At 32.8% G+C, this 26,676-nt stretch carries 23 protein-coding genes and 1 tRNA gene; 17 read left to right on the top strand and 7 right to left on the bottom strand.

Going from position 1 to position 26,676, the window contains the following annotated elements:
- Positions 1-3: 3 nt before the first annotated feature.
- Positions 4-600 carry a TetR/AcrR family transcriptional regulator gene (locus IM755_RS02505; RefSeq protein WP_194094447.1) on the bottom strand — a complete coding sequence of 199 codons (597 nt, stop codon included), beginning with the start codon at positions 598-600 and terminating at the stop codon, positions 4-6.
- A gap of 161 nt (positions 601-761) precedes the next feature.
- Here IM755_RS02505 and IM755_RS02500 point away from each other — a divergent pair, with 161 nt between their 5' ends.
- Together IM755_RS02500 and IM755_RS02495 are read left to right on the top strand one after the other, a co-directional pair.
- On the top strand, positions 762-1,736 hold the full coding sequence (locus IM755_RS02500) for a polyprenyl synthetase family protein (RefSeq protein WP_194093470.1): 975 nt from the start codon (positions 762-764) through the stop codon (positions 1,734-1,736).
- The gene (locus IM755_RS02495) at positions 1,729-2,079 is read left to right on the top strand and encodes a hypothetical protein (protein ID WP_194093469.1); all 351 of its coding nucleotides are present in this window, start codon (positions 1,729-1,731) and stop codon (positions 2,077-2,079) included. The genes IM755_RS02500 and IM755_RS02495 overlap by 8 nt, the downstream gene beginning before the upstream one ends.
- Here the strand turns inward: IM755_RS02495 and IM755_RS02490 are convergent.
- Positions 2,076-2,621: a hypothetical protein gene (locus IM755_RS02490; protein WP_194093468.1), complete on the bottom strand. Its 546-nt coding sequence runs from the start codon at positions 2,619-2,621 to the stop codon at positions 2,076-2,078. The genes IM755_RS02495 and IM755_RS02490 overlap by 4 nt on opposite strands.
- A gap of 115 nt (positions 2,622-2,736) precedes the next feature.
- Here IM755_RS02490 and IM755_RS02485 point away from each other — a divergent pair, with 115 nt between their 5' ends.
- From IM755_RS02485 to IM755_RS02460, 6 genes are all read left to right on the top strand, one after another.
- Complete coding sequence (locus IM755_RS02485) at positions 2,737-5,508, top strand: 2-oxoglutarate dehydrogenase E1 component (RefSeq protein WP_194093467.1); 2,772 nt, start codon at positions 2,737-2,739, stop codon at positions 5,506-5,508.
- Positions 5,509-5,567: 59 nt separating this feature from the next.
- Positions 5,568-6,785, top strand: a complete 1,218-nt coding sequence (gene odhB / locus IM755_RS02480) for a 2-oxoglutarate dehydrogenase complex dihydrolipoyllysine-residue succinyltransferase (RefSeq protein WP_194093466.1) — start codon at positions 5,568-5,570, stop codon at positions 6,783-6,785.
- 210 nt (positions 6,786-6,995) lie between these two features.
- Positions 6,996-8,702 (top strand): helix-turn-helix domain-containing protein, encoded by a 1,707-nt coding sequence (locus IM755_RS02475; RefSeq protein ID WP_194093465.1) that lies wholly within the window; start codon positions 6,996-6,998, stop codon positions 8,700-8,702.
- Positions 8,703-8,847: 145 nt separating this feature from the next.
- Entirely contained in the window at positions 8,848-11,289 is a 2,442-nt protein-coding gene (locus tag IM755_RS02470) for a T9SS type A sorting domain-containing protein (protein ID WP_194093464.1), read from the top strand.
- A 41-nt stretch (positions 11,290-11,330) separates the two neighbouring features.
- Complete coding sequence (locus IM755_RS02465; RefSeq protein ID WP_194093463.1) at positions 11,331-12,443, top strand: hypothetical protein; 1,113 nt, start codon at positions 11,331-11,333, stop codon at positions 12,441-12,443.
- Positions 12,444-12,521: 78 nt separating this feature from the next.
- Positions 12,522-13,742, top strand: coding sequence for a TCR/Tet family MFS transporter (locus tag IM755_RS02460; protein ID WP_194093462.1), 1,221 nt, complete (start codon positions 12,522-12,524; stop codon positions 13,740-13,742).
- Here the strand turns inward: IM755_RS02460 and IM755_RS02455 are convergent, their stop codons facing one another.
- Positions 13,743-14,180, bottom strand: coding sequence for a retropepsin-like aspartic protease (locus IM755_RS02455; protein WP_194093461.1), 438 nt, complete (start codon positions 14,178-14,180; stop codon positions 13,743-13,745). It abuts the gene before it with no gap.
- A 68-nt stretch (positions 14,181-14,248) separates the two neighbouring features.
- Here IM755_RS02455 and IM755_RS02450 point away from each other — a divergent pair, with 68 nt between their 5' ends.
- From IM755_RS02450 to IM755_RS02410, 9 genes are all read left to right on the top strand, one after another.
- Positions 14,249-15,016, top strand: coding sequence for a TatD family hydrolase (locus IM755_RS02450; RefSeq protein WP_194093460.1), 768 nt, complete (start codon positions 14,249-14,251; stop codon positions 15,014-15,016).
- A 62-nt stretch (positions 15,017-15,078) separates the two neighbouring features.
- Positions 15,079-16,218 (top strand): 1-acyl-sn-glycerol-3-phosphate acyltransferase, encoded by a 1,140-nt coding sequence (locus IM755_RS02445; RefSeq protein WP_194093459.1) that lies wholly within the window; start codon positions 15,079-15,081, stop codon positions 16,216-16,218.
- The gene (locus tag IM755_RS02440) at positions 16,205-17,236 is read left to right on the top strand and encodes an asparaginase (RefSeq protein WP_194093458.1); all 1,032 of its coding nucleotides are present in this window, start codon (positions 16,205-16,207) and stop codon (positions 17,234-17,236) included. The genes IM755_RS02445 and IM755_RS02440 overlap by 14 nt, the downstream gene beginning before the upstream one ends.
- A gap of 75 nt (positions 17,237-17,311) precedes the next feature.
- Positions 17,312-17,399, top strand: a tRNA-Ser gene (locus IM755_RS02435).
- 84 nt (positions 17,400-17,483) lie between these two features.
- Positions 17,484-18,308, top strand: coding sequence for a MotA/TolQ/ExbB proton channel family protein (locus IM755_RS02430; protein ID WP_026724483.1), 825 nt, complete (start codon positions 17,484-17,486; stop codon positions 18,306-18,308).
- Between the two features lie 20 nt (positions 18,309-18,328).
- Positions 18,329-18,757, top strand: a complete 429-nt coding sequence (locus tag IM755_RS02425) for a hypothetical protein (protein WP_194093457.1) — start codon at positions 18,329-18,331, stop codon at positions 18,755-18,757.
- Between the two features lie 6 nt (positions 18,758-18,763).
- Complete coding sequence (locus IM755_RS02420; RefSeq protein WP_194093456.1) at positions 18,764-19,375, top strand: ExbD/TolR family protein; 612 nt, start codon at positions 18,764-18,766, stop codon at positions 19,373-19,375.
- A 20-nt stretch (positions 19,376-19,395) separates the two neighbouring features.
- Entirely contained in the window at positions 19,396-19,869 is a 474-nt protein-coding gene (locus IM755_RS02415; RefSeq protein WP_194093455.1) for an ExbD/TolR family protein, read from the top strand.
- A gap of 70 nt (positions 19,870-19,939) precedes the next feature.
- Positions 19,940-20,599 (top strand): porin family protein, encoded by a 660-nt coding sequence (locus IM755_RS02410; protein ID WP_194093454.1) that lies wholly within the window; start codon positions 19,940-19,942, stop codon positions 20,597-20,599.
- Here the strand turns inward: IM755_RS02410 and IM755_RS02405 are convergent.
- The 4 genes from IM755_RS02405 to IM755_RS02390 all read right to left on the bottom strand — a co-directional run bounded on the left by IM755_RS02405 (position 20,594) and on the right by IM755_RS02390 (position 26,657).
- Positions 20,594-21,205: a hypothetical protein gene (locus IM755_RS02405; protein ID WP_026724479.1), complete on the bottom strand. Its 612-nt coding sequence runs from the start codon at positions 21,203-21,205 to the stop codon at positions 20,594-20,596. The two genes, IM755_RS02410 and IM755_RS02405, sit on opposite strands and share 6 nt — an antisense overlap.
- A gap of 4 nt (positions 21,206-21,209) precedes the next feature.
- A complete protein-coding gene (rpoN, locus tag IM755_RS02400; RefSeq protein WP_194093453.1) occupies positions 21,210-22,673 on the bottom strand; it encodes an RNA polymerase factor sigma-54 in 1,464 nt (487 codons plus the stop codon).
- 94 nt (positions 22,674-22,767) lie between these two features.
- Positions 22,768-24,216 carry an asparagine--tRNA ligase gene (gene asnS / locus IM755_RS02395; RefSeq protein WP_194093452.1) on the bottom strand — a complete coding sequence of 483 codons (1,449 nt, stop codon included), beginning with the start codon at positions 24,214-24,216 and terminating at the stop codon, positions 22,768-22,770.
- 29 nt (positions 24,217-24,245) lie between these two features.
- On the bottom strand, positions 24,246-26,657 hold the full coding sequence (locus IM755_RS02390) for an efflux RND transporter permease subunit (RefSeq protein ID WP_194093451.1): 2,412 nt from the start codon (positions 26,655-26,657) through the stop codon (positions 24,246-24,248).
- Positions 26,658-26,676: the final 19 nt, after the last annotated feature.

The following is a 26,676-nucleotide window of genomic DNA, read 5'->3' as shown; positions in this document are numbered from 1 at the left end:
TGTTTATATAATTGGATTTTTAAGGTGTTTTTCTAATTCTATAATTCCAGCTAATGTTGCCATTGCTCTAATGTGATATTCCAAAGCTTTTACTTCTAATTCATGTGCGTCATTTTCTAACATCGTATTTTCGTTGATATTGAAGATTAACGTATAATAAAACTTAACATAATTGTCGATGTCTAAGTTTTCTCGATACAAACCTTCGTTAATACCTTTTATGATGTTTTGTCTAAAACAATCTTCGCAAATGCTTACTTGTTGGGTTAGTACTTTGTCGTAAATTTCTGGATAGTGCTTTTTTAACTGATAAATTGGAGATGATTCAGCTGATTTGAACATTTCTCTAAACATTCTTTTAATTTCGAAATTTTCTTCAATTGCGTTAAAGTTTTTAGCTACAATTTGGTCAATCGTTTCATGAACTTCTTTGTGAACCATTTCAACACTTTGTTCAATTAAAACATCTTTGTTGCTGAAATACTTGTAAATCGTTTTTTTCGAAATACACATTTCACAAGCAATATCATCCATAGTAATGCTCTTGAAACCAAGTCTCAAAAACATTTCTTTTGCTTTATTTATAATTTTTTCTTTCATCATTTCAGTAAAATCGCTTTTTTGGATTTTATTTTCGGGTACAAATGTATGTTGGAAACTTTTAACACCAAAATAGTTTCCATTGTTTTTACATAAATTTAACATTTGATATATTCGTGTCGTTTCAGAATATTGAAGTATTTTAGCAAAAAATTCAAATAATGCATTCTATATCGTACTATCAGGAGAAAATAGCCAATCATTTTACGCAAATTGTTTCCAATAAAGAACCTAAAAATTTATACGAACCTATCGAGTATATTTTATCGCTTGGAGGAAAAAGAATGCGTCCCGTTTTGACCTTAATGGCAAGCGAAGTTTTTAATGTAGATTGCGAAAAAGCGATTCCGGCAGCAACTGCGGTTGAGGTGTTTCATAATTTTTCATTAATTCACGATGATATTATGGACGATGCGCCATTGAGAAGAGGTAATCAAACCGTTCATGAAAAATGGGATTTGAATACGGGAATTTTATCGGGTGATGCAATGCTGATTTTAGCGTATCAATTCTTTGAAAATTATGAGCCAAAAATTTTTCAAGCATTGGCGAAATTGTTCAGTAAAACAGCTTTAGAAGTTTGCGAAGGCCAACAATATGATGTGGATTTTGAAACGCGTGACGATGTTACGATTCCAGAATATTTAAAAATGATTGAATATAAAACTGCTGTTTTAGTTGGTGCCGCCATGAAAATGGGGGCAATAGTTGCCGAAACTTCAGATGAAAATGCGGATTTGATTTATGATTTCGGATTGAATTTAGGAATAGCTTTCCAATTACAAGATGATTATTTAGATGCTTTTGGTAATCCAGAAACTTTTGGAAAACAAGTGGGTGGAGATATTATTGAAAACAAAAAAACCTATTTGTACTTAAAAGCTATTGAGTTTTCAAAACCAGAAGAAAAACAACAATTGTTGCATTTGTTTTCGATTCAACCAACAGATAATAAAGATAAAATAGAATCTGTAAAAGGAATTTTTAATGCTTCTGGAGCTAGCGAAGCTACCAAAAAAGCTATTCAAGATTTTACTTTCAAAGCTTTTGAAACTCTAGAAAAAATGGATATCGAAGCTGAAAAGAAAGCTATCTTAAAAGCTTTTGGAGAGAATTTAATGGGAAGAAATGTATAATCCACCAGCAAATATTGATGCCTTAATTTCGCAAGCCGAAGAAGAACATTTGTATTTCAAATTGATTGAGCAAGTAAATAAAGATTTTGCTTTGGCGAATGAATCTTTAGATGTGCCATCAAGTATTTTTCCATTTGAATTTAAGAATTTGGTTCAAGAGAAAATTTATAAACTCATTCAATACAAATTTGCTGAATACTTGAATTTACTCTACATCATTGACGTACCGGAAGAACAAATTAAAAAATTAGATGGTTCTGATTTGGTAGAATTATCGGAACAAGTTACTTTTTTAGTGTTAAAACGCGAATGGCAAAAGGTTTGGTTTCGTAATAAGTATTAGAAAAATATCCTTACGAAAGGCATAAATGGTTCCGCATAAATATTATCTCTATCACGATGCAGAATGTTATAACGAATTCCTAAAGTTATGTTTTCATTGCGATATCCTGCTCCTAAAAACAAAGCCGTATTCCAAAAATCTTGAGTATCGTTTCCGAAAGAATCATTAAAAGTTCTATTCACTCTTAATTGTTCTAATTCGGTAGAAATTTGAATTTCTTCGATAGGATTGAATAAAGCAATTAAACTTCCTCCATACATATTGGCATTGTAAAAATCACGTTGTTTTACATAACTGTATTGTGCTCCTAAACCTAATGCTACATAGTCGTTAAAATTGTAAATAGCGCTTGGCGCTACCATTATATCAGCATATCCGCTTCCAAAGCCTAAACCTAATCCGCCACCAAATTGAACATGTTTCCAAAAATCACTTTTTGTTTTATTTTCGGTATTTTCTTGTGCATAAATTTCAGGTTTAAAACTAAATAAAACCACAATAGTTAACAAAAATGTTAAATTTATTACGAAATTCTTTTTCATAATTCCATTTTGAAAAAATTAATGTTATAAAAGTATAAAAATCCTTGAAAGATTATCATAAAATGTTTTACTTTTGCGTAAATTTTTAATTAAAAGGTCTTTTAGACAACACACTATGGATAGGTTTTCCTTTTTAAACGCTGCACATACGGCTTTCTTTGCCGATTTATACGAACAATATTTACAAAATCCAGATAGCGTAGAGCCAAGCTGGAGAAGTTTTTTTCAAGGATTTGATTTTGCACAAGCCAATTATGGTTCAGAAGAAGTTGCTCAGCAAATTGCTTATGTAGCTTCGGGTGATTCAGGTGAAATTTCTGAAAAAATGCAAAAAGAGTTCAATGTTCTTAAATTAATTGAAGGATATAGAACTCGCGGACACTTATTCACTAAAACAAATCCGGTTAGAGATAGAAGAGTTCACGGACCTTCTTTAGCTTTGGAAAATTTTGGATTATCTCAAGCGGATTTAAATACCGTTTTTGATGCTGCTAAAATGGTAAACATGAAACCAAGTTCGTTAGCTGATATTATCAAACATCTAGAAAATGTTTACTGTCAGTCAATCGGAGTGGAATTCATGTACATTCGTGATCCAAAAGTTCAAGAATGGATTAAAAATCGCTTAGATATTAACGATAACCAACCTAATTTTTCGGCTGACCAAAAGAAACACATCCTTAGGAAATTAAACGAAGCCGTTTCTTTCGAGAACTTCTTGCATACTAAATACGTAGGTCAAAAACGTTTCTCATTAGAAGGTTGTGAGGCGGCAATTCCTGCCTTAGATGCTTTAATTGAAGGTGCTGCTGATAGAGGAGTAGAGCAATTCGTAATGGGAATGGCACACAGAGGCCGTTTGAATGTTTTGGCAAACATCTTTGGAAAAAACACTCAAAATATTTTCTCTGAATTCGACGGAAAAGACTATGACGAAGACGCTAACTTTGATGGTGACGTTAAATACCACTTAGGGTTAACTTCAGATAGATTAACCGATTCAGGTAAAAAAATCAACTTAAATTTAGCTCCAAACCCTTCGCACTTAGAAACAGTAGGTGCTGTTATTGAAGGTATCACAAGAGCAAAACAAGATAGATATTTCGCTGACGATTTTTCAAAAGTATTACCAATCGCTGTTCACGGTGATGCCGCTGTAGCTGGTCAAGGTATTGTTTATGAAATCATTCAAATGGCGAAGTTAGATGGTTACAAAACAGGTGGAACTATCCATTTAGTAATCAATAACCAAGTTGGATTTACAACTAACTATTTAGATGCACGTTCGTCAACGTATTGTACGGATATCGCGAAAGTAACTTTGTCACCAGTTTTACACGTAAATGCAGATGATGCAGAAGCAGTAGTTCACGCGATGTTGTTTGCTTTAGATTATCGTATGGAATTTGGTGGAGATGTTTTCATCGATTTATTAGGATATAGAAAATACGGTCACAACGAAGGTGATGAGCCTCGTTTTACCCAACCAATTTTATACAAAGCAATTTCAAAACACAAAAATCCAAGAGATTTATATGCTGAAAAATTAATTCAGGAAAACATTATTTCTGCTGGTTTTGTAAAAGAATTGGAAGAAGCTTACAAATCAAAGTTAGATGAGAATTTAGAAGCCTCTCGTAAAAAAGACTTAACTGTAATTACGCCGTTCATGGAAAATGAATGGGAAGGTTACAAACAAGTTGATGATGATGTAATGCTTCAAAAATTTGACACTAAATTTGATAAGAATCAATTAGCTGAAATTGCTAAAACTATTACTGAACTTCCTGCTGATAAGAAATTCATCAGTAAGATTACGAAGTTAATTGGTGATAGAAAAAACATGGTGGAAACCAATAAATTAGATTGGGCTATGGGCGAATTATTAGCTTATGGTTCCTTACTGAAAGAAGGTTTTGACGTGCGTATTTCTGGGCAAGACGTGGAACGTGGAACATTCTCACACCGTCATGCTGTAGTTAAAGTAGAAGATTCGGAAGAAGAAGTAATTCTTTTAGATAAAATAAAAGATAAAAAAGGAAACTTTTATATCTACAATTCGCACCTTTCAGAATATGGGGTTTTAGGTTTTGAATACGGATATGCCTTAGCATCACCAAAATCTTTAGTAATTTGGGAAGCACAGTTTGGAGATTTCTCTAACGGAGCTCAAATTATGATTGACCAATACATCTCAGCAGGTGAAGATAAATGGAACAACCAAAACGGATTGGTAATGTTGTTGCCTCATGGTTATGAAAACCAAGGAGCAGAACACTCATCAGCACGTATGGAGCGTTACTTACAATTATGTGCAAAACACAACATGTATATTGCCGATGTAACTACGCCAGCCAACTTCTTCCACTTAATGAGAAGACAATTAAAAACAGAATTCCGTAAGCCATTAGTAGTATTCTCTCCAAAGAGTTTATTGCGTCATCCAGATGTGGTTTCTTCAATGGATGATTTAGCAAACGGACAATTCCAAGAAGTATTAGACGATCCAAATGTTGCAGATAAAAAAGCAATCAAAACGTTGGTTTTCTGTACAGGTAAATTCTATTATGATATCATTGCAAAACGTGCTGAATTAGGTAGAAATGATGTAGCAGTAGTTCGTTTAGAACAATTGTTCCCATTAGCAGTTGACCAAATCAAAGCGATTATCGACAGTTATCCAAATGTGGATGATTACGTTTGGGCACAAGAAGAACCTAAAAACATGGGCGCTTATGGTTATATGTTAATGAATTTTGATTTAGTAAAATTAAGATTAGCATCGCCAAAAGCATACAGTGCACCAGCAGCAGGAAGTTATGAGCGTTCTAAAAAACGTCATGCTAATGCAATCGCTATGGTATTTGATAAAAAATTATTTCAATAAAAAACAACTCAATTATCACCCTGAGCTTGTCAAAGGGTAAACTTTTTAAATAAAAAGATATGATTTTAGAAATGAAAGTCCCTTCTCCAGGGGAATCAATTAAAGAAGTAGAAATTGCTACATGGTTAGTAAAAGATGGTGATTATGTAGAAAAAGACCAAGCGATTGCTGAGGTTGATTCAGATAAAGCAACATTAGAATTACCAGCTGAAGCAAGCGGAATCATTACATTAAAAGCAGAAGAAGGTGATGCAGTAGCGGTTGGTGCTGTAGTTTGTTTAATCGATACAGGTGCAGCAAAACCAGAAGGTGGTGCAGCTCCAGTAAAAGAAGAAGCAAAAGCAGTTGAAGCGCCTAAAGCTGAGGCTCCAAAAGCAGCTCCAGTAGCAGAAAAAACGTATGCAACGCAAGCGCCATCTCCGGCAGCTAGAAAAATATTAGAAGAAAAAAACATCGAGCCTTCTGCAATTGTAGGAACAGGTAAAGGTGGAAGAATCACTAAAGATGACGCTGTAAACGCTGTGCCATCAATGGGAACTCCAACAGGAGGAAACCGCGGGACAGAAAGAACAAAACTTTCTATGTTACGTAGAAAAGTTGCTGAGCGTTTAGTGTCTGCTAAAAACGAAACAGCAATGTTAACTACTTTCAATGAAGTAGATATGTCTGCAATTTATGCTATTCGTGATCAATATAAAGAAGAGTTTAAAGCGAAACATGGTTTAGGATTAGGCTTTATGTCGTTCTTTACTAAAGCGGTAACTCGTGCTTTACAATTGTATCCAGATGTAAACTCTATGATTGATGGTCAAGAGAAAATTTCTTACGACTTCTGCGATATTTCAGTAGCGGTTTCTGGTCCAAAAGGATTAATGGTTCCAGTTATGAGAAATGCAGAAACATTATCGTTCAGAGGTGTTGAAGCAGAAATCAAAAGATTAGCTTTAAGAGCTCGTGACGGACAAATCACCGTAGACGAAATGACTGGTGGGACATTCACAATTTCAAATGGTGGTGTTTTCGGAAGTATGTTATCTACACCAATCATCAATCCTCCACAATCAGGTATTTTAGGAATGCACAATGTAGTGGATAGAGCTATCGTTAAAAATGGTCAAATCGTAATTGCTCCAGTAATGTATGTAGCCTTATCATACGACCACAGAATCATCGACGGACGTGAGTCAGTAGGATTCTTAGTAGCGGTGAAAGAAGCATTAGAAAACCCAGCTGAAATTTTAATGGGTGGAAATGTGAAAAAAGCGTTAGAATTATAAATGACTTTGTCAATCTGAACTTGTTTCAGATTCTAAATAACAAAATCCCAAATTCCAAAAGAGTTTGGGATTTTTCTTTACTAGAAATTCTTAGTTTAGACAAAACTATTTGAAAATAGAAAAGTTAATCTTTTGAATAATTTTAAAATCATGTAGTTTTATTCTTATTTTAGCGGGCTATAATTTTAAGTTGAGCCCCAATTTTTCAAGATGTACAAATTTACTTTTTCTATTATACTATTATCATTTATTAATTTGATGTTTGCTCAAGAATTGAGTGAATCAGAAATTAGTAGAACCAGAAGTATTCAGGAAAACCTCATTTCAAATCCTGAAAAAGCGTATGCCGAAGCCTTGGAAATTAGTAATTCTAAAAATGAGTTATTTCGTTTTTATGGCAAATATTATGTGGCCAATTTCTTTTATAATAAGTCTGAGTTTATTCAGTCTAAGAAACTTTTAATAGCATTAATAGAGAGCATTGAAAAAAGTAAGATGGATAAATCAAGCAAAGTGTATCAAGATTTGCTTGGAATGTGTGTCAACAAACTTTTTTATATCCATAAAAATTTAGGAGAGTACGACATGGCTTTGTTTTATCTTGATAAATATAAAACAAGCGTACCTAATAATCATTTCAACGAACAATATGGTTCCATAAAAGTAGCTATGGGCGATTATGTAAATGGAATTGCTTTGTTAAAGAGAGAATTGAAAACTTCTCATCACTTAAAATTGGGAGTTGGTGAAAAAAAAGTAATGAACAAAAAATTGTTTGCTGATAAGTATAATATTATTGGTGAGGCCTATCAAAAGTATTACATTCAGACGAAGAAAATAGTGTTGTTAGATTCGGCTAATCACTACTTTAATGTAGCAGCAACAATGATGTTACAAGATAATTTTCAACCTGAGTACACAAAAGCATTGTTGAGTATGCGCGAGGCAAAAAGTGCCGCTTTAGCAGGAAATTATGAGAAATCATTGTCGTTATATAGAAAGAGAAAAAAGTATCCTATTATTCAGGATAATATAAGAACAGAACAGTTGTTTGATTTAGGAATGGCCGATTGTTTCCATCATTTAAAACAAGTTGATTCTGCACTTTTTTATTGTAATAAATATGTTGAAAGTTATCAAATAACTAAGGTTTCCAAAGAAAATTTATTAATGACCTATAACATTATGACACAATGTTATAATGAGAAAAATGACACTAAAAATGCGTATCGCTACGCCCAAAAAAGTTTAGAATTAATTCAGTCAATTGAAGGAATAAAAAGTAAATCTTTAAATTTTCTACACAACTATGATTTAAACATAATAAAAGAAGAATCTAAGAATATTATCGCTTCTAAGAATTATTTTAAAATTTCACTTTTTGGTATTTTGATTCTTTTTGCTGTGGTGATTTATAGTTTTTATTATTATTACAAAAATCAGAAAGAAAAGCATTATCGATTTTTAAAGATTATCCAAAATCTAAAAGAATCTAAAACTTCAGAAATTAGTATTCAGCAAATTGATAAAACTGAACCGCAACCAAAACAAACACTCGATGAAGAGCTTATTGAAAAATTTGCATTAGGTTTAAAAAAGTTAGAGCAAAAGGAAACTTTTCTAGATCCTAACTTCAAGTTGGCTTTTGTGGCAAAAAAATTGAATACCAATACGGCTTATTTATCTCAATATTTCAATCAGGTAATGCAAAAAACCTTTTCAGAATATACTCAAGAATTACGAATTCATTATGTACTTCAAAAGCTGAAAGATGCTCCTTATTTCCGTAAATATACTTTGCAAGCCATCGCAGAAGAAGTAGGTTATAAAGACGCTAATACGCTAGTTCGCGTTTTTAAAAAGCAAACCGGACTTTCTCCTAATTATTACATTGAAAAATTAGAAAACACAAATTAAGTATATGTTAGTCAAATAAATAAACGTCTTTAAATCTTCTGATTATTTATAAATAGTCCAATATATAAATTGGTCTAGCACTTCATATCTCATAGTTTTGATGGAATTTTAATCACATTAAGTTTCAAATCATCAAAATCTAAAAATGAGAAAAAAAATTACTTTATTCTGCCTATTGGCATTTTTGAATTTCATTCCTAATGCTGTTGCGCAATGTACTTCAGCAACGTATGGATTATTTCCAGCTAATACTTATACGCCAAACTGTAGTGGAAACTATGAGACATTAACCAGTCAAAGTTATGCAGGCGAGTATAGCAATGTGAATGTAATTGCAAACAAACAATATTCGTTCTCGAGCTCTGTAACAACGGATTATATCACAATTACTAATGCAACAGGAACTGTTACTTATGCAAGCGGAACACAACCTGTAATATGGGATTCTGGCAGTACCACAGGTGTTATCCGTTATTATCTTCATTCAAATGCAAGTTGTGGTAGTCAACAAGTGGAAAGGTCTCGCTATATTCGATGTGCTGACGCATCAAACTGTACACCTCCTTCAAATTTGATGGTATCAAATATAACATCCAATTCTTGTAAAATGACTTGGACAGCGGCATCACCAGTGCCTTCTTCTCATTATGATATTTATATTGTTACAGCTAATATAGCCCCTAATGCAAATTCTACTCCTACCTTATTTAGTACAACTAACTTAAATACTACTCTCTATTTGAATGTTGCGGCAGGTACTACTTATTACTACTGGGTACGCTCTAACTGTGGAGCTACAACTGGTGTATGGGTTTCGGGTGGTAGTTTTACTACACCACCTGCGTTAATTTGTAACGGTGCAATTTATGGATTATATCCTGATGCAACTTTTACACCTGCTTGTACTGGAAGTTCAGAACAAATCGTTGCAGATGCTTATGCTGGAGAGTATTCAAATGTAAATGTCTTGTCAAATAAACAATATACTTTTAGAAGTTCAGTTTCCACAGACTTTATTACCATAACTAATGCTACAGGGACAACGGTTTTAGCTAGTGGTTTAACTCCTTTAACATGGTTATCTGGTACAACTTCTGGAGTAGTTAGATACCATTTGAATGCCAATTCTAGTTGTGGAACTCAAAACACAAACAGAGTAAGATCTATTACATGTGCTACAATACCAAGCTGTAATGTTCCAACGCAACTATTTTATGATGGTTTAACTTCAACTTCAAATAATATTGCATGGACGGCACCAAATCCAGCACCAAGCAATGGTTATACTTATTGTTATAGCACAGTAAACGATCCATTTTCTGCTAATGCAATCATAGGAACAACAACAAATACTTTTGCGACTTTAAATAGTTTATCACCAAATACTACTTATTATTTTTGGGTAAAATCTAATTGTGGTGCAACACAATCTAATTGGGCTTCTGGTGGTTCGTTTACCACATATCCAGCATCTGGATGTAATGCACCAACGCAAATATATTACGATGGTTTAACCTCGACAACAAATACTATTGCATGGGTAGCGCCGATTCCTGCACCAAGTAATGGTTATGTTTATTGTTACAGCACAGTAAACGATCCGTTTGCTGATGACGTAATCACAGGAACAACAACAGAGACTTATGCGAATTTAACCAATTTAACGCCAAACACTACTTATTATTTTTGGGTAAAATCTAATTGCGGACAAACACAAACTAATTGGGCTTCTGGTGGTTCGTTTACCACATATTCAGCAGCATCTGGGTGTAACGCCCCAACGCAAATATATTACGATGGGTTAACCTCTACAACAAATACTATTGCATGGATAGAAGGTGTGCCTACACCAAGTAATGGCTATGTTTATTGTTACAGTACAGTAAACGATCCGTTTTCAGCTAATGCAATTACAGGAACAACGACAGAGACTTATGCGAATTTAACCAATTTATTACCAAACACTACCTATTATTTTTGGGTAAAATCTATCTGTGGTAACACACAAACGGATTGGGCTTCGGGTGGCTCATTTACCACATATCCACAATCTCAATGTAACGCCCCAACGCAGTTATTTACAGACCCTGAATCAGCAACAGTTGTAAATATTGCATGGGTAGAAGCTACACCTACACCGAGTAATGGTTATGTTTATTGTTATAGTACTGTTAATGATCCATTTTCTGCAAATGCAATTACAGGAACTACCACAGATACTTTTGCTGTTTTAAATAACTTATCTCCAAATACTACTTATTATTTTTGGGTAAAATCTATTTGTGGTAACACACAAACAGATTGGGCTTCTGGAGGTTCATTTACCACCCAAATGCTTTCTGCGGGATCATTCTCAATAAAAAATTTAAAGCTTTATCCAAATCCTGTAAAAGATGTTTTAAACCTTTCATTAGATAAAGAAATTACTACTGTTTCTGTAAACAATTTATTGGGTCAAGAAGTTTTTACAAAAACAGTAAACAGCAACGAAACTTCAATAGATGTTACAGATTTAGCTGCGGGAACTTATTTGGTGAAAGTAACTTCTAATAATGAAGTAAAAACCATAAAAATTATAAAAGAGTAAATTTTATACTTTAAAAATAAACATAAAACTTTAACACTAATATGAAGAAACAAGTATTATTATTTGGATTATTACTAATGTCATTTGGTAGTAGTAACGCTCAGCTATTAAACAAAATTAGCAAAGCGAAAAATCAAGCTTCTGATGCCTCAGAGGTTGTTGAAAAAGGAAAAGAAGTTGCTAAAGGAGGTAAAAAGAAAAAAGGTGGAGAACCTGCAGCATTAAAGTTAGATTGGAATATCTTCAAACAAACTCCTGCCATTACTTTCAATTCGTTACTTTATGGAACTGGAAGTAGCACAGGAAGAATTGATAACTATACAGCTACTTTTATTCCTCATAAAACGGCAGACGGTAAAGAAGTTCATGCCTTCGCTGATCAATCAGGATATTTAAAAATTAAAATTTATAAGGATAATCAATATATGAATTATTTTGAATATTCAGGAGATCAAGTTTTTGATGATGGTAAAAAAACAAAATTAAATTGGCCAAGTAGTCGTTATCAACGTGATGGTGAATGGGTAGGATGGTCAGAATCATTTATTACAGATTGGGGTGTTGGAAATTACAGATTAGACTTTTATGCGGGAGATAAAATGTTTTATACTTTTGATTTTGAACTAGCTAAAATAGTAAGTGATGATCCTTATGCAAAAACAAATGAAATTTTTGTTACTCGTGGACCTTGGAGCAATTATGCATTTATGCAACATGCAGAATCTGGAAACTTAATCTTTGGATTTTATTTAAATCATGAAATTTTACAACCAAATCCTTCTAACGCTAATAAAACAAGCATAAGTGTAGATTGGACTTTGAAAATGTTTAAAGATGGTAAACCATTTGCAAAACAATACGATTCAAATAAAAACGTAGCAATTGTTGAACGTGCTGATTGGAAAGAATTTAATTGTGCATTAAGACCAATCGACAAACCAAATGGAGAAGCGATTAAATTTAGTGATTTGAAAGATGGTAACTATAAAATAGAAGTAACTCTTTCAAATGAAAAAAAACCAAGAGTTTACAATTTTACGGTTCAAAACAACAAAATAGTTCCGATAGAAGAACAAGACAGAACTAAAATGAAAGATCCTACAAGACTTATAGAAGGATGGAATGATTTCATTTGGTTGAAATTAGTTAAGTAATAAGAAATAAACAATATTAAATCCCAAACTTCAAAAGAGTTTGGGATTTTTCTTTACTTTGTAAGTCAAAATTTAGCTATGAAAAAATCTAAGAAGCAAGCAGCCGTTGGTTTCATCTTTATTACCGTTTTGTTAGATGTTATTGGATGGGGTATTATTATTCCTGTAATTCCAGATTTAATCAAAGATTTAATCAATGGCGATATTAGCGAAGCAGCAAAGTACGGAGGTTGGTTAACTTTCGCTTATGCGATTACCCAATTCATTTTTGCGCCCGTGATAGGAAATTTAAGTGATAAATATGGGAGACGCCCCGTTTTGTTAACTTCTTTGTTTGCCTTTTCGTTAGATTTTTTATTGTTAGCCTTTGCGCCTACAATTACATGGTTATTTATTGGTAGAATTCTATCTGGAATAACTGGAGCAAGTTTCACCACTGCTTCTGCTTATATTGCCGATGTAAGTACACATGAAAACAGAGCTAAGAATTTTGGATTGATGGGAGCTGCTTTTGGATTAGGGTTTATAATTGGTCCAGTTTTAGGTGGATTGTTAGGAGATTTTGGTACTAAAGTTCCTTTTATTGCAGCTGCTATTTTGTGTATGTTAAACTTTTTATATGGTTATTTTATTTTGCCTGAATCATTAAGTAAAGATAAAAGAAGACCATTTGAATTAAAAAGAGCCAATCCAATTGGAGCTTTTTTACATTTGAAAAAATATCCAAATTTAATTGGTTTGGTTCTAGCAATTTTTGTTCTTTATGTAGGTTCACATGCGGTTCAAAGTAACTGGAATTACTTCACCATGTATCAATTTAATTGGACCAAAAAAATGGTAGGAATTTCACTTGGAGTCATCGGATTATTAGTAGGGATTGTTCAAGGAGGATTGATTCGTTGGATCAATCCAAAAATCGGAAATGTAAAAAGTATCTATTTCGGATTAGCGTTATATACTATCGGAATGTTTTTGTTTGCTTTTGCAACTGAAAGCTGGATGATGTTTGTTTTCTTAATTCCTTACTGTTTAGGAGGAATCGCTGGACCAGCCTTACAAGCTGTAGTTTCTGAACAAGTACCTCCATCAGAACAAGGCGAAATTCAAGGAACTTTAACGAGTTTAATGAGCGCTTCTTCAATCGTAGGTCCGCCGATGATGGCATCCGTTTTTTATTATTTTACTCACGACGAAGCGCCTTTCTTATTTCCAGGAGCGCCCTTTATTTTGGGAGGAATTTTCATGTTGATTAGCACGATTTTAGCTTACCGAACACTGAAGAAAAATCATTCCAACTAGTTATTTCAAATACAAACAATGGTTACTGTAATCAATAATTGCTTTTCCTTTTAGTAAAACATCAGCGCCAATAATACCATCAACGGGTTTGGTTTTGTAATGACGAAGCGCATCATTTACGTGACTCATGTCAAATACAATTAAGTGGAATTTATGGTTTTTCCATCTTCCTAATTGAATTTCATTGTTTTTAGCTAATTGTGTTTCAATTCCAGTAGCACCAGCACCGGCAGCTTTAGTTTCTGAAAATTGGGCGTCTAATTTGAAGTGTTCAATACTTTCAAATCCTACACAACTGTTGCTCGCTCCGGTGTCTAAAATAAAGTTGCCCTTTACGTCATTTATTTTTCCTTTGATTAATAAATGTTGGGTTTTTAACACCGTAAATTTTATCTTTTTATATTTTTTCCCTTTTAAAAAGTCTTGTAAATCTTCCATACTTCAAAAGTAAATCAAATTTCTGAATCAAACTTTGTAACTTTGACGCTTTGTAATCAAAAACACAAATGATACTTACCGATACTCACACTCATCTATATTCAGAAGAATTTGATCAAGACCGTAACGAAATGATGCAAAGAGCCATTAATGCTGGTGTTTCTCGTTTTTTCGTACCTTCAATAGATTCTAATTACACATCAAAAATGTACGAATTAGAAAATCAATATCCCGAAAATGTGTTTCTAATGATGGGCTTACATCCAACATATGTTAAGGAAAATTACTTAGAAGAATTGGCGCATGTAGAAAAAGAATTAGCTTCAAGAAAATTTTATGCCGTTGGTGAAATTGGAATCGATTTATTTTGGGATAAAACTTTTTTAAAAGAACAACAACATGCTTTCAAACATCAAATTCAACTAGCAAAAAAGTACAAATTAGGAATCAATATCCATTGCCGTGATGCTTTTGATGAGGTTTTTGAGGTTTTAGAAAGTGAAAAAGCAACTGATTTATTCGGAATTTTTCATTGTTTTACGGGTGATTTGGGTCAAGCCCAAAGAGCGATTTCGTTAGGAATGAAATTAGGAATTGGAGGTGTAGCAACTTTCAAAAACGGAAAAATCGACCAATTTTTAAATGAAATCGATTTGAAACACATTGTTTTAGAAACCGATTCGCCATATTTAGCACCAGTTCCTTATCGTGGAAAACGAAATGAAAGCAGTTATACTTTATTGGTAGCGCAAAAGTTAGCCGAAATTTATCAGTTACCAGTTGAGGAAATTGCAAGAATTACTACAGAAAACTCAAAACAAATTTTCGGAATTTAACCTAAAATAAAGTTTCAATTCATAAAATTTTTGTTCTTTTGTGAATTGTTTTTAAAATAAATATGACAAAATTCGATTCTATTCGCCCTTATTATGATTCTGAAGTAAACGAAGCTTTGAAGTCTTTGTTGCATCATCCTATGATGAAGGCTATGATGGATTTTACATTTCCAGAATTAGAAGATGAAGTTTGGAAAGAACAATTGAGTAGAACGCATTCTATCCGAGATTTCCAAGTAAATTTTGTTTATCAATCGATTCAAAGAGTTTTAGAAAGAAGTTCGGAAGGACTTACTACTTCTGGTTTTGAAAAATTAGAACCAAATACTTCGTACTTATTTATTTCCAATCATCGTGATATTATTTTAGATACTTCTTTATTGAATGTTTCCTTGATTGATCACGGTTTGGTAATGACAGCATCGGCAATTGGAGATAATTTGGTTAAGAAAGATTTCTTGTTGAAATTATCAAAATTAAATCGAAATTTCTTAGTTCAAAGAGGATTATCACCAAGAGAATTATTGCAAAGCTCTAAATTGATGTCGGAATACATGTACCATTTATTGTCTAAAGAAAATCGTTCGGTTTGGATTGCCCAACGAGAAGGAAGAACAAAAGACGGTAACGATGCAACACACCAAGGTGTTTTGAAAATGTTAGGAATGGCAAATGATGAAGCCAGAATTATGGACTTTTTCAAGAAATTAAAAATTGTTCCGGTTTCTATTTCGTATGAATATGACCCAACAGATGCTTTGAAAATGCCACAATTAATAGCACTTTCAAAAGACGAAGTATATATTAAGGAGAAAAACGAGGATTTTATTACGTTGTTAAGTGGAATCATCGGGCAGAAGAAGCGTATTCACATTCATGTAGGTGATGTTTTAGAAAATGAATACGAAAAAATTATTGCTGAAAACGATAATAATAATAAGCAAATTCAAGCTTTGGCACAAGTAATTGATGATTCTATTTTGCAATCGTACAAATTATGGCCAACGAACTTTATTGCTTACGATATTTTATACAAAACAACTCGATTTGCACATTTGTACAACAATAAAGAGCGTCAATTGTTTGAAAGAAGATTAGAAATGCGAATTGACGCCGATAATGAAACCATGAGAGAAGGCTTCTTGGCGATGTATGCTAATCCGGTTGTGAATAAATTGAAATATACAAATGACATCTCATAAACCAAAAATACTTTTAATTTACACCGGTGGAACCATCGGAATGGTAAAAGATTTTGAAACAGGAGCTTTGAAAGCTTTTGATTTTAATGAGTTGTTAAGTAGAATTCCCGAATTACATTTATTAGACTGTCAAATTGAAACCATTTCATTTGATATTCCTATTGATTCATCGAATATGAATATTTCCAATTGGCAAAAAATGGCCAAAATTATAGAGGAAAATTATTCAAAATTTGATGGATTTGTAGTTTTACATGGTTCGGATACAATGTCGTACAGTGCTTCTGCATTAAGCTTTATGTTAGAAGACTTGGCAAAACCAGTTATTTTCACTGGTTCGCAATTGCCTATTGGTGATTTAAGAACCGATGCCAAAGAGAATTTGATTACAGCAATTCAAGTAGCTTCGCTTCAAGAAAATAAAAAACCGGTAATTCAAGAAGTGTGTTTGTATTTCGAGTACAAATTATACCGAGGGAATCGAACTACAAAAATCAGCGCCGAACATTTTAATGCTTTTACATCACCTAATTTTCCTGAATTGGCGGAATCTGGTGTGCATTTGAAAGTAAATTATGATGTTATTCTGAAGCAAAAAGCAACTAAAAAGTTAAAAGTGCATACTGATTTTGATGATAATGTGGCAATTTTAAAGATTTTTCCAGGTATTAATCAAAAGGTTTTGACTGCTTTTTTTGCTATTCCGAATTTAAAAGGGATTGTTTTAGAAACCTATGGTTCTGGAAACGCTCCAACTGAAGATTGGTTTGTGCAGACTTTAGAGCAAGCAATTCACAATAATATTCACATTATAAACGTTACACAATGTAGTGGTGGTAGTGTTTCGATGGGGAATTATGAAACTAGTACACAGTTAAAAAATATAGGTGTTATATCTGGTAAAGACATTACTACCGAAGCTGCAATTACAAAATTGATGTATCTTTTAGGGCAAAATGTGTCTCATAATGTGTTTAAGACCATTTTTGAAACAGGAATAAGAGGAGAAATGTTGTAAAAATAACATATAAAATTTTTATACATGAGAATTTTTACGTTATTTAGCACCCTTAAAATCGAGTGTCGTTTCGATAGAGAGGTGGCCGAGTGGTCGAAGGCGCACGCCTGGAAAGTGTGTATACTCCACAAGGGTATCGAGGGTTCGAATCCCTTCCTCTCTGCAGAATGATATTAATTTTAAAAAATTTTATAATTATTTTATATCTTTAAACCCAATTAACTAATTAAATTTAAGAACAAAAGCGATGAAAAGATTATTTTCTATTTTAGCAATCACGGGGCTTATGACTTTTGGAAATGTTCAAGCTCAAGATTCAACTCAAGCAGCAGCTCCTGCTACAGAACAAGTAGCTGATACAACTGCTACTGAAGCAACAACTGATGAGGCTACAGCAACAACTGACGATGCTGCGGCTGCTGAAGAAGTTACTTTTACTCAATCAATGAAAAAACGTTTCATTGAAGGAGATCCAATTTGGATGTCTCCAGTATTATTGTGTTTAATTCTTGGTTTGGCGATTGCTATTGAAAGAATTATTTACTTAAATCTTTCTACTATCAATACAAAAAAATTCGTTTCTGAAGTGGAAAATGCATTAAACTCAGGTGGTATTGAAGCTGCTAAAGAAGTGGCTAAAAATACAGCTGGTCCAGTTGCATCTATTTTCTATCAAGGTTTAGAGCGTTCTTCTCATGGTTTAGAGTCTGCTGAAAAATCTATTGTTGCTTACGGTGGTGTTCAAATGGGTCAATTAGAGAAAAACGTATCTTGGGTTTCTTTATTTATTGCACTTGCACCAATGTTAGGATTCTTAGGAACGGTAATTGGTATGATTGTTGCGTTTGACCAAATTGAGTCTGCTGGATCTATGGAGCCATCATTAGTAGCTGGAGGTATTAAAGTAGCGTTATTAACAACGGTATTTGGACTTATTGTTGCGATGATTCTTCAAGTATTCTATAACTATATCACGGCTAAAATCGACTCTATCGTTAACGATATGGAAGATGCTTCTATCAGCTTAGTTGATATGTTATCAGATTATTTCAAAGAGAAATTAAACAAATAATACATTAACAAATTATTGTTATGAACGTATACAAAATTTCAAAAATTTTAGTAATCATACTAGGTATTATTGCTTCTATATTATTCGTATCTACTTTAGGTATGGAGGTTTCTATGGACAATAATTCTTATATTGTAGATTACTTTATCTATATTTCCTATATAGCAATGGCAGTTGCTTTCTTTTCTGTAGTTTATTTCGTTTTCAAAAACTTAATTACACACAAAGAACAATTGAAAAGAGCACTTATTTCATTAGGAATTTTTGCAGCTATCATTTTAGTTGCTTTCATACTAGCAGATAGTACAGAAGTGAAATTGAAAGATGGAGGAGTTATTACTTCTACAGCTTCTAAATTAATTAGTACTAGTTTAAACACTTTTTATATTCTTGCTATTATTTCAGTTGGAGTATTGGGTTGGACTGGTTTTTCAAAAATTAAAAGATAATAAATCATGGGTAAAAAAAGAGGTGCACCGCCAGAAGTGAATGCAGGTTCTATGGCAGATATTGCATTCTTACTTTTAATTTTCTTTTTAGTTACTACCACTATTGGAGTAGATCAAGGGATTAATAGACTCTTACCTCGTTATGAAGAGAACCCACCTGTTCCGCCAATTAATGAAAGAAATATTCTAACAGTTTTAGTTAATAAAGACAATCAGTTGCTTGTTGAAGAGAAATTGGTTGACCTTAAAGACTTAAGACAAACTGCTATCGATTTTCTTGAAAATAATGGAAAAGGAGCTTGTACTTATTGTAATGGAAAAAGAGATCCAAATTCGTCAGACGGTCCTGATGATGCGGTTATTTCATTAAACAATGATGGGCAAACCACTTATGAAACTTATATTGCGGTTCAAAATGAACTAGTAGCAGCATATAATTTTTTAAGAGATAGAGAATGTAAGAAGCGTTACGGTATGACTTTTACAGAAATGGAATACATTTACAATGATCCAGCTTCTAAAGCAACCGAAGGTTTGGTTGAAGATTTAGAACCAAAAGTAAAAAAGATTCAAGAATTGTTTCCTATGAGACTTTCTGAAGCTGAGCCAAAAAAATAATAATATAATATTGAGAAAGTATGTCTAAATTTAAAAAGAAAAATACGGAGGGAACTCCTGCAATTTCAACAGCGTCTTTACCTGATATTGTATTTATGCTTTTGTTCTTCTTCATGACGGCTACAACCATGAAAGATACTGATTTAAAAATTGAAAATACATTACCTAAAGCGAATCAAACTGCAAAATTGCACAAGAAAGAGTATGTAATGTATATTTACGCTGGAAAACCAAGTGAGCGTTATAGAGCTACTCTTGGAGGTTCTGATCGTATTCAATTAGCTGATAAAATGGCTTCGCCTGCAGATATCAAAAACTTCATTATCACGGAAAGAGCACAACGTAACTCTGATGACGAGAAATATCTTACTGCTTCCCTTAAAATTGACAGAAATGTGAAGATGGGATTAGTAAGTGCAATCAAATTAGAATTGCGTAAAATAGAGCAATTAAAAGTAAATTATACTACAGCAAAAGGAAATCCTGTTGAATAGTAATTTTATTTAATATAAAAAAAGGTACGCAATTGCGTGCCTTTTTTTATTATTTTTATAAAAAAATATAATGCGATTATTAGTATCCCTTTTTTTTCTATTTTTTGTAACAATTGGATTTTCACAATCTGAAACAAAACCTGTAGTTGATTCTCTTTTTCGTGAAGATCAATTTTATGTATCTATTTCCTATAATTTTCTTCAAAATAAGCCCGACAATTTTAGTCAGTATTCTTTTTCAACAGGATTATCCGCTGGGTTTTTAAGAGATTTTCCTATTTCAGATAACAGACATTGGGCTATTGCTCCTGGTATTGGTTATTCGTTTAATGATTTAAAGCAGAATATCGATTTTTCTTCCATTTCTAATAGCACAGATACAGAAATCGTAAAAAGTAGAATTATATTACATTATGTTGATTTTCCGTTAGAACTGCGATGGCGAAATGCGACTCCAAATAGTCATAAATTTTGGAGAATTTATGGTGGTTTTATGGCAAGTTATTTAATCAATGGTAAGTTTAAATATGAGGGAAGTTTTGGTTCCGGAACTGAAAATATAAATGATTTATTAAATAAGTTTCAATACGCAACGTACTTAACTTTCGGATTTAATACTTGGAATGCTTATATTCATTACGGATTAAATCCTTTCTTTGATAAAGATAAAACGACTACTGAGAACAATGTAACTACATTAAAAATTGGTTTGATGTTTTATATTTTATAACCAATATTGATACAAAAACAACTGTGGTCCAGCTCCAATTATTATTCCTGCAATAAGTTCTGGATACGTATGTGCTTTCATATATAAACGTGAAGAGGCTACTAAACCAATACTAACAATACAAAATGCCACAAGATTTATAAAAGGGAGTTGGTAATACATGCACAGACCAAAAATAAAGCACGTTAACGCACTAATTCCAATCATATGCAAACTGGCTTTGAATTTTAAAATAACGCTGGCTAAAACGATTACACTACTTAAAAAGCCACCAAGAAAAAAAAAATACAATTCTGCCACAGTATCTTTTGAAACACTAAATTTTATTAAAATAAATAATAAAATAGCTTGAACAGCTATTGGCATTTTTCTCTCGCTAATGCTGGCTTCGGTAAAAGAGGAAACAACTCCTAATGATCGAAATAAAAAATACATCGATAAAGGTAATAACAAAGTCAAAATCGTTACTTGAATTAACGTTACGATGATTTGCGAGTTATAAAAGAAAGAATTGGTAATTAAAAAGAAAAACAAAGTCCCATATAAAGACACAAATATGGGATGAAAAATATAAGAGAAAACAGGTAATATTTTTTTTAAATCCATTTTCTTAGATTTTCTTTCTTAGTCGTGCCACTGGAATGTCTAATTGTTCGCGGTATTTTGCGATGGTTCTTCTGGCAATTGGATAACCTCTTTCCTTTAAAATTTCAGCTAATTGATCATCTGGTAATGGTTTTCTCTTATCTTCTTCCGAAATTACTTGCTGTAAAATATTCTTAATTTCGATAGTTGAAACTTCTTCCCCTTGATCGTTGGTCATCGCTTCGCTAAAGAATTCTTTAATCAATTTAGTGCCATAAGGCGTATCAACATATTTGCTGTTGGCTACACGCGAAACTGTTGAAATATCTAATCCTACCATATCAGCAATATCTTTTAGAATCATCGGACGAAGTTTGGTTTCTTCTCCTTCTAAAAAATATTCTTTTTGATAATGCATAATGGCATTCATCGTTACATATAAAGTTTCCTGACGCTGTTTAATCGCATCAATAAACCATTTTGCCGAATCTAATTTTTGTTTGATAAATTGAACGGCATCTTTCTGAGAACTCGATTTTTCAGAAGTGTCTTTATAACTCTGCAGCATTTCCTGATAATCTTTAGAAACGTGCAATTCTGGAGCGTTTCTACCGTTTAACGAAAGTTCTAATTCACCATCAATAATTCGAATCGTAAAATCGGGAACAATGTGTTCAACTGCTTTTTGATTGCCATCAAAACTTCCTCCTGGTTTCGGATTTAGTTTTTCAATTTCATCAATAGCTTTGCGTAATTGTTGTTGGGAAACATCAAATTTTTGCAACAATTTATCGTAATGTTTTTTGGTAAAAGCATCAAATTGTTGTTCAATCACATTAATAGCTAAAGCTATCGAATCTGAAGGTGTTTTGTGTTTCAATTGCAACAACAAACATTCTTGTAAATCGCGAGCACCAACACCAGCCGGCTCTAAATCTTGAACCAAATGCAAAATGCGTTCAACAGTCGGTTCATCCGTATAAATTCCTTGAGTGAAAGCTAAATCATCCACAATATCTTGAATGCTTCTTCTGATATAGCCCATGTCATCGATACTTCCTACTAAAAATTCAGCAATATCGCGTTCTTCATCGGTTAAAATAAAAGTATTCAACTGGTTGATTAAATCTTGATGAAAACTTATCGGAGCTGCAAAAGGCATGGTTTTGTCTTCATCATCATCGCTATAATTGTTGGTTTGGTATTTGTAATCTGGCGTTTCATCATTGCTTAAATATTCGTCAATGTTGATATCGCCTGTATCGATGTGCTCGTTATCGTAATCGTCGTAATCATCAGTATCACTTCCATAATCATCTAAATCATAATTATCTTCCTTGCTACTTTCTTCCAAAGCAGGATTCTCTACTAATTCTTCTTGAAGACGTTGTTCAAAAGCTTGCGTAGGCAATTGAATTAACTTCATCAACTGAATTTGTTGAGGCGATAATTTTTGAGATAATTTGAATTGTAAACTGTGTTTTAACATTAATGTTTGTTTAATTGATTTAATCGTTTAACTGTTGAATTGTTTATTAAATTTACGATTTAACACATCGACAGTTAAACAATTTAACAAGATTCTAAAATTCTGCGTTTTGTGGTGTTCTTGGGAACGGAATTACGTCTCTAATGTTACTCATTCCAGTCACAAAAAGCACTAATCTTTCAAAACCTAATCCGAAACCTGAGTGAACAGCCGAACCGAATCTTCTCGTGTCTAAATACCACCAAAGTTCTTCTTCGTCGATTCCTAAGGCTTTCATTTTTTCTACTAATACATCGTAACGCTCTTCTCTTTGAGATCCACCAACAATTTCTCCAATTCCTGGGAATAAGATATCCATTGCTCTAACGGTTTCTTTTCCTGGTTCTGTGTTGTCATTTAATCTCATGTAAAACGCTTTAATTTTTGCTGGATAATCAAATAAAATTACAGGACATTTAAAGTGTTTTTCTACTAAGAAACGTTCGTGCTCGCTTTGTAAATCAGCACCCCATTCGTTAATGATATATTGGAATTTTTTCTTTTTATTTGGTGTAGAATCTTTTAAAATATCAATAGCTTCGGTATATGAAACACGTTTGAAGTTGTTATCAAGTACGAAACTTAATTTCTCTAACAACGTCATTTCGCTTCTTTCTGCTTGTGGTTTTGATTTTTCTTCTTCTAACAATCTGTTTTCTAAGAATTTTAAATCATCACCACATTTATCAACCGTATATTTGATAACGTATTTGATGAAATCTTCCGCCAAATCCATGTTATCAGCTAAATCATTGAAAGCAACTTCTGGCTCAATCATCCAAAACTCAGCCAAGTGACGAGAAGTGTTTGAATTCTCTGCACGGAATGTTGGTCCAAACGTATAAATTTGACCTAAAGCCATAGCAAAAGTTTCACCTTCTAATTGTCCAGAAACGGTTAAATTCGTTTGTTTTCCGAAGAAATCTTCTTTGTAGTTGATGCTTCCGTCTTCGTTTCTTGGAGCAGAACCATCAAGGGGTAAAGAAGTCACTTGGAACATTTCTCCAGCACCTTCAGCATCAGAACCTGTGATGATAGGCGTATTTACATAGAAAAATCCTTTTTCTTGGAAATATTGATGTACTGCAAACGCTAAAGTTGAACGCACACGCATAATAGCACCAAAAGCATTGGTTCTAACACGTAAATGAGCATTTTCGCGTAAGAATTCTAACGAGTGTTTTTTAGGTTGCATTGGGAATTTTTCCGCATCGCTATCGCCTAAAATTTCTAACTTCGTTACTTGAATTTCTACTTTTTGTCCAGCACCACGGCTTTCTGCCAAAGTTCCTGTAACGCAAATAGCAGCTCCAGTTGTAATTCTTTTTAAAGTTTCATCAGGTGTGTTTTCAAAATCTACCACACACTGAATATTATGAATGGTTGAACCATCGTTCAACGCAATAAACTGATTGTTTCTAAATGTTCTAACCCAACCTTTTGCTGTTACTTCATGTAATGTTTTCGTGCTATTTAAAAGGTCTATTACTTTTGAGTGTTTCATTTCGATTTATGATTTATAATGCAAATATACTATTTCTCGTTTGAATTTTCTTCTTCAATATCTTCTGCTAAAATATCTAATGTTGGTTCTAAAAATTCTTGTTGGTTAGCAATCGTTTTATCTAACGAAAGTAATAATGCTGGTAACAAGATTAGGTTTGAAATCATTGCAAAAAGTAATGTTGTAGCAACTAATCCTCCTAATGCTACAGTTCCGCCAAAGCTAGATAATGTAAATACAGAGAATCCAAAGAACAATACCACTGAAGTGTAAAACATACTAATTCCTGCTTCTTTTAAAGTAGCGTAAACAGATCGTTTTATTTTCCAATCGTTAGCTTTTAATTCCTGACGATACTTTGCTAAGAAGTGAATCGTATCATCCACCGATATTCCAAACGCAATACTAAATACTAATATGGTAGATGGTTTAATTGGAATTCCAAAATATCCCATCAATCCAGCGGTCATAACCAAAGGTAAAATATTTGGTAATAATGATACAACTATCATCTTGAAAGAACGGAACATGTATGCCATTAATAGCGAAATTAAAACAATAGCAAAAATTAGCGATTGTACTAAATTGTCAATTAAATAATGGGTTCCTTTTTCAAAAACATAAGCTTTTCCTGTTAGTGAAACTTCGTAGCGTTCTTTTGGGAAAATGTGATTGATTTTGTCTTGTAAACGTTCTTCAATTTTTTGCATTTTATCCGTACCAATATCTCGCATAAAAGTAGTGATGCGTGCATATTGCCCAGTACTATCAATATAGCTTTTCAGCATATTCTCGTTTCCTTTTTTAGTCGAATTTTTTATGTACGATAAAATGAAAGCTTCTTCTTGTTTGGTAGGTAATTCGTAATATTCAGGATTTCCGTTATAGTAAGCTTGTTTTGAATATTTGACTAAATTAACAATAGAAACGGGTTTTGATAATTCAGGAATTTCTTCAATGGTTTCTTGAAGTTCTTCTATTCGTCGTAAAGTAACCGATTTTAAAGCGCCTTTTGGTTTTTTAGTGTCAATAACAATTTCTAATGGCATAACACCATCAAATTCTTTTTCATAGAATAAGATGTCTTTATAAAAAGGTGCCTTTTTCGGCATATCTTCAATAATACTTCCCGAAATTTTAATTTGATAAATTCCAATAATTCCCATTACTAAAATTCCAATGGCTGTTGAAAAAACGGCAACTCGATGATGTCTAATCGTATTTTCAATCCAATTAATGAATTTGGCCATATAGTTTTTGCCAAGATGCGCTAAGTGTTTCTCTTTAGGCATTGGCATATAACTGTAAACAATTGGAATAATAATTAAACACAGTATGAACAAGAAAACAATGTTTAATGATGCTACAATTCCAAATTCTTTCAATAATTTACTATCCGTAAAAATGAAGGTGCCAAAACCTGCTGCTGTAGTTAAATTCGTCATCAAAGTGGCATTTCCAACCTTAGAAATAACACGTTGTAACGACTTGGCTTTGTTTCCGTGATTCTTAATTTCTTGCTGGTATTTATTGATTAGGAAAATACAATTTGGAATACCAATCACAATAATTAGCGGCGGAATAATAGCGGTTAAAACAGTTATTTCATAATGTAACAAACCTAGTGTTCCAAACGACCACATTACACCAATAATTACTACAAACATGGAAATCATGGTAGCTCTAAAACTTCTAAAGAAGAAGAAGAATAGTAATGAAGTAATTCCAAGTGCAGCACCAACGAACAATCCAATTTCACTAATAATGCTATTAGCATTCAGTGTTCTAATGTATGGCATTCCAGAAACACGAAGGTCTAATCCAGTTTCTTTTTCAAAGGCAGATATTCTCTCTTGGTTGAGATATTTTTCGATAAACTGTTTTCTTGCAGGCGTGTTTACAATTTTTTTATCCATGTAAATAGCAAAACGCACTGCGCCACTTTCTTTATTGAAAAGCATACCTTCATAGAAAGGTAAATCGTTGAAAAACTCTTTCTCTTTTTCTTTTAAATAGGTGTCAGAAATACTATCATTATTGATGAAAGAAACTAATTTGAATTTTTGTTCTAATGTGTCTTTCTCAAGTACTTTTAAATCTTCAATAGATAAGGTAAGTTCGACGGCTTTATCCTTTTTTATTTCGGCAATGAATTTTTCCCAAGCTTTAATGTTTTTTTCATTAAAAAAGGTTTTGTCTTTAAATCCTAAGACAACTAGATTTCCTTCTTCGCCAAATTTTTCTAAAAACGAATTGTATTGAATATTAACTTCATGATCATCAGGTAATAAATTGGCTTCAGTGAAGGTAAAACGCATGTTTTTCCACTGAAAACTCATGAAAATCGTAAAAAGTAAAACAAGAAGTAATAAAAAAACGCGGTTTCTTAAAATTCTACTGGCAATATAATCCCAAAAACTGGTGCTTAACCACTTTAACATCTCTCAAAAATTAGGGTGC

Source organism: Flavobacterium proteolyticum, from assembly GCF_015223105.1.
GTDB lineage: Bacteria > Bacteroidota > Bacteroidia > Flavobacteriales > Flavobacteriaceae > Flavobacterium > Flavobacterium proteolyticum.
The sequence above is the reverse complement of the archived record's forward strand: the minus strand, read 5'-3'. Positions and strand labels throughout refer to the sequence as shown.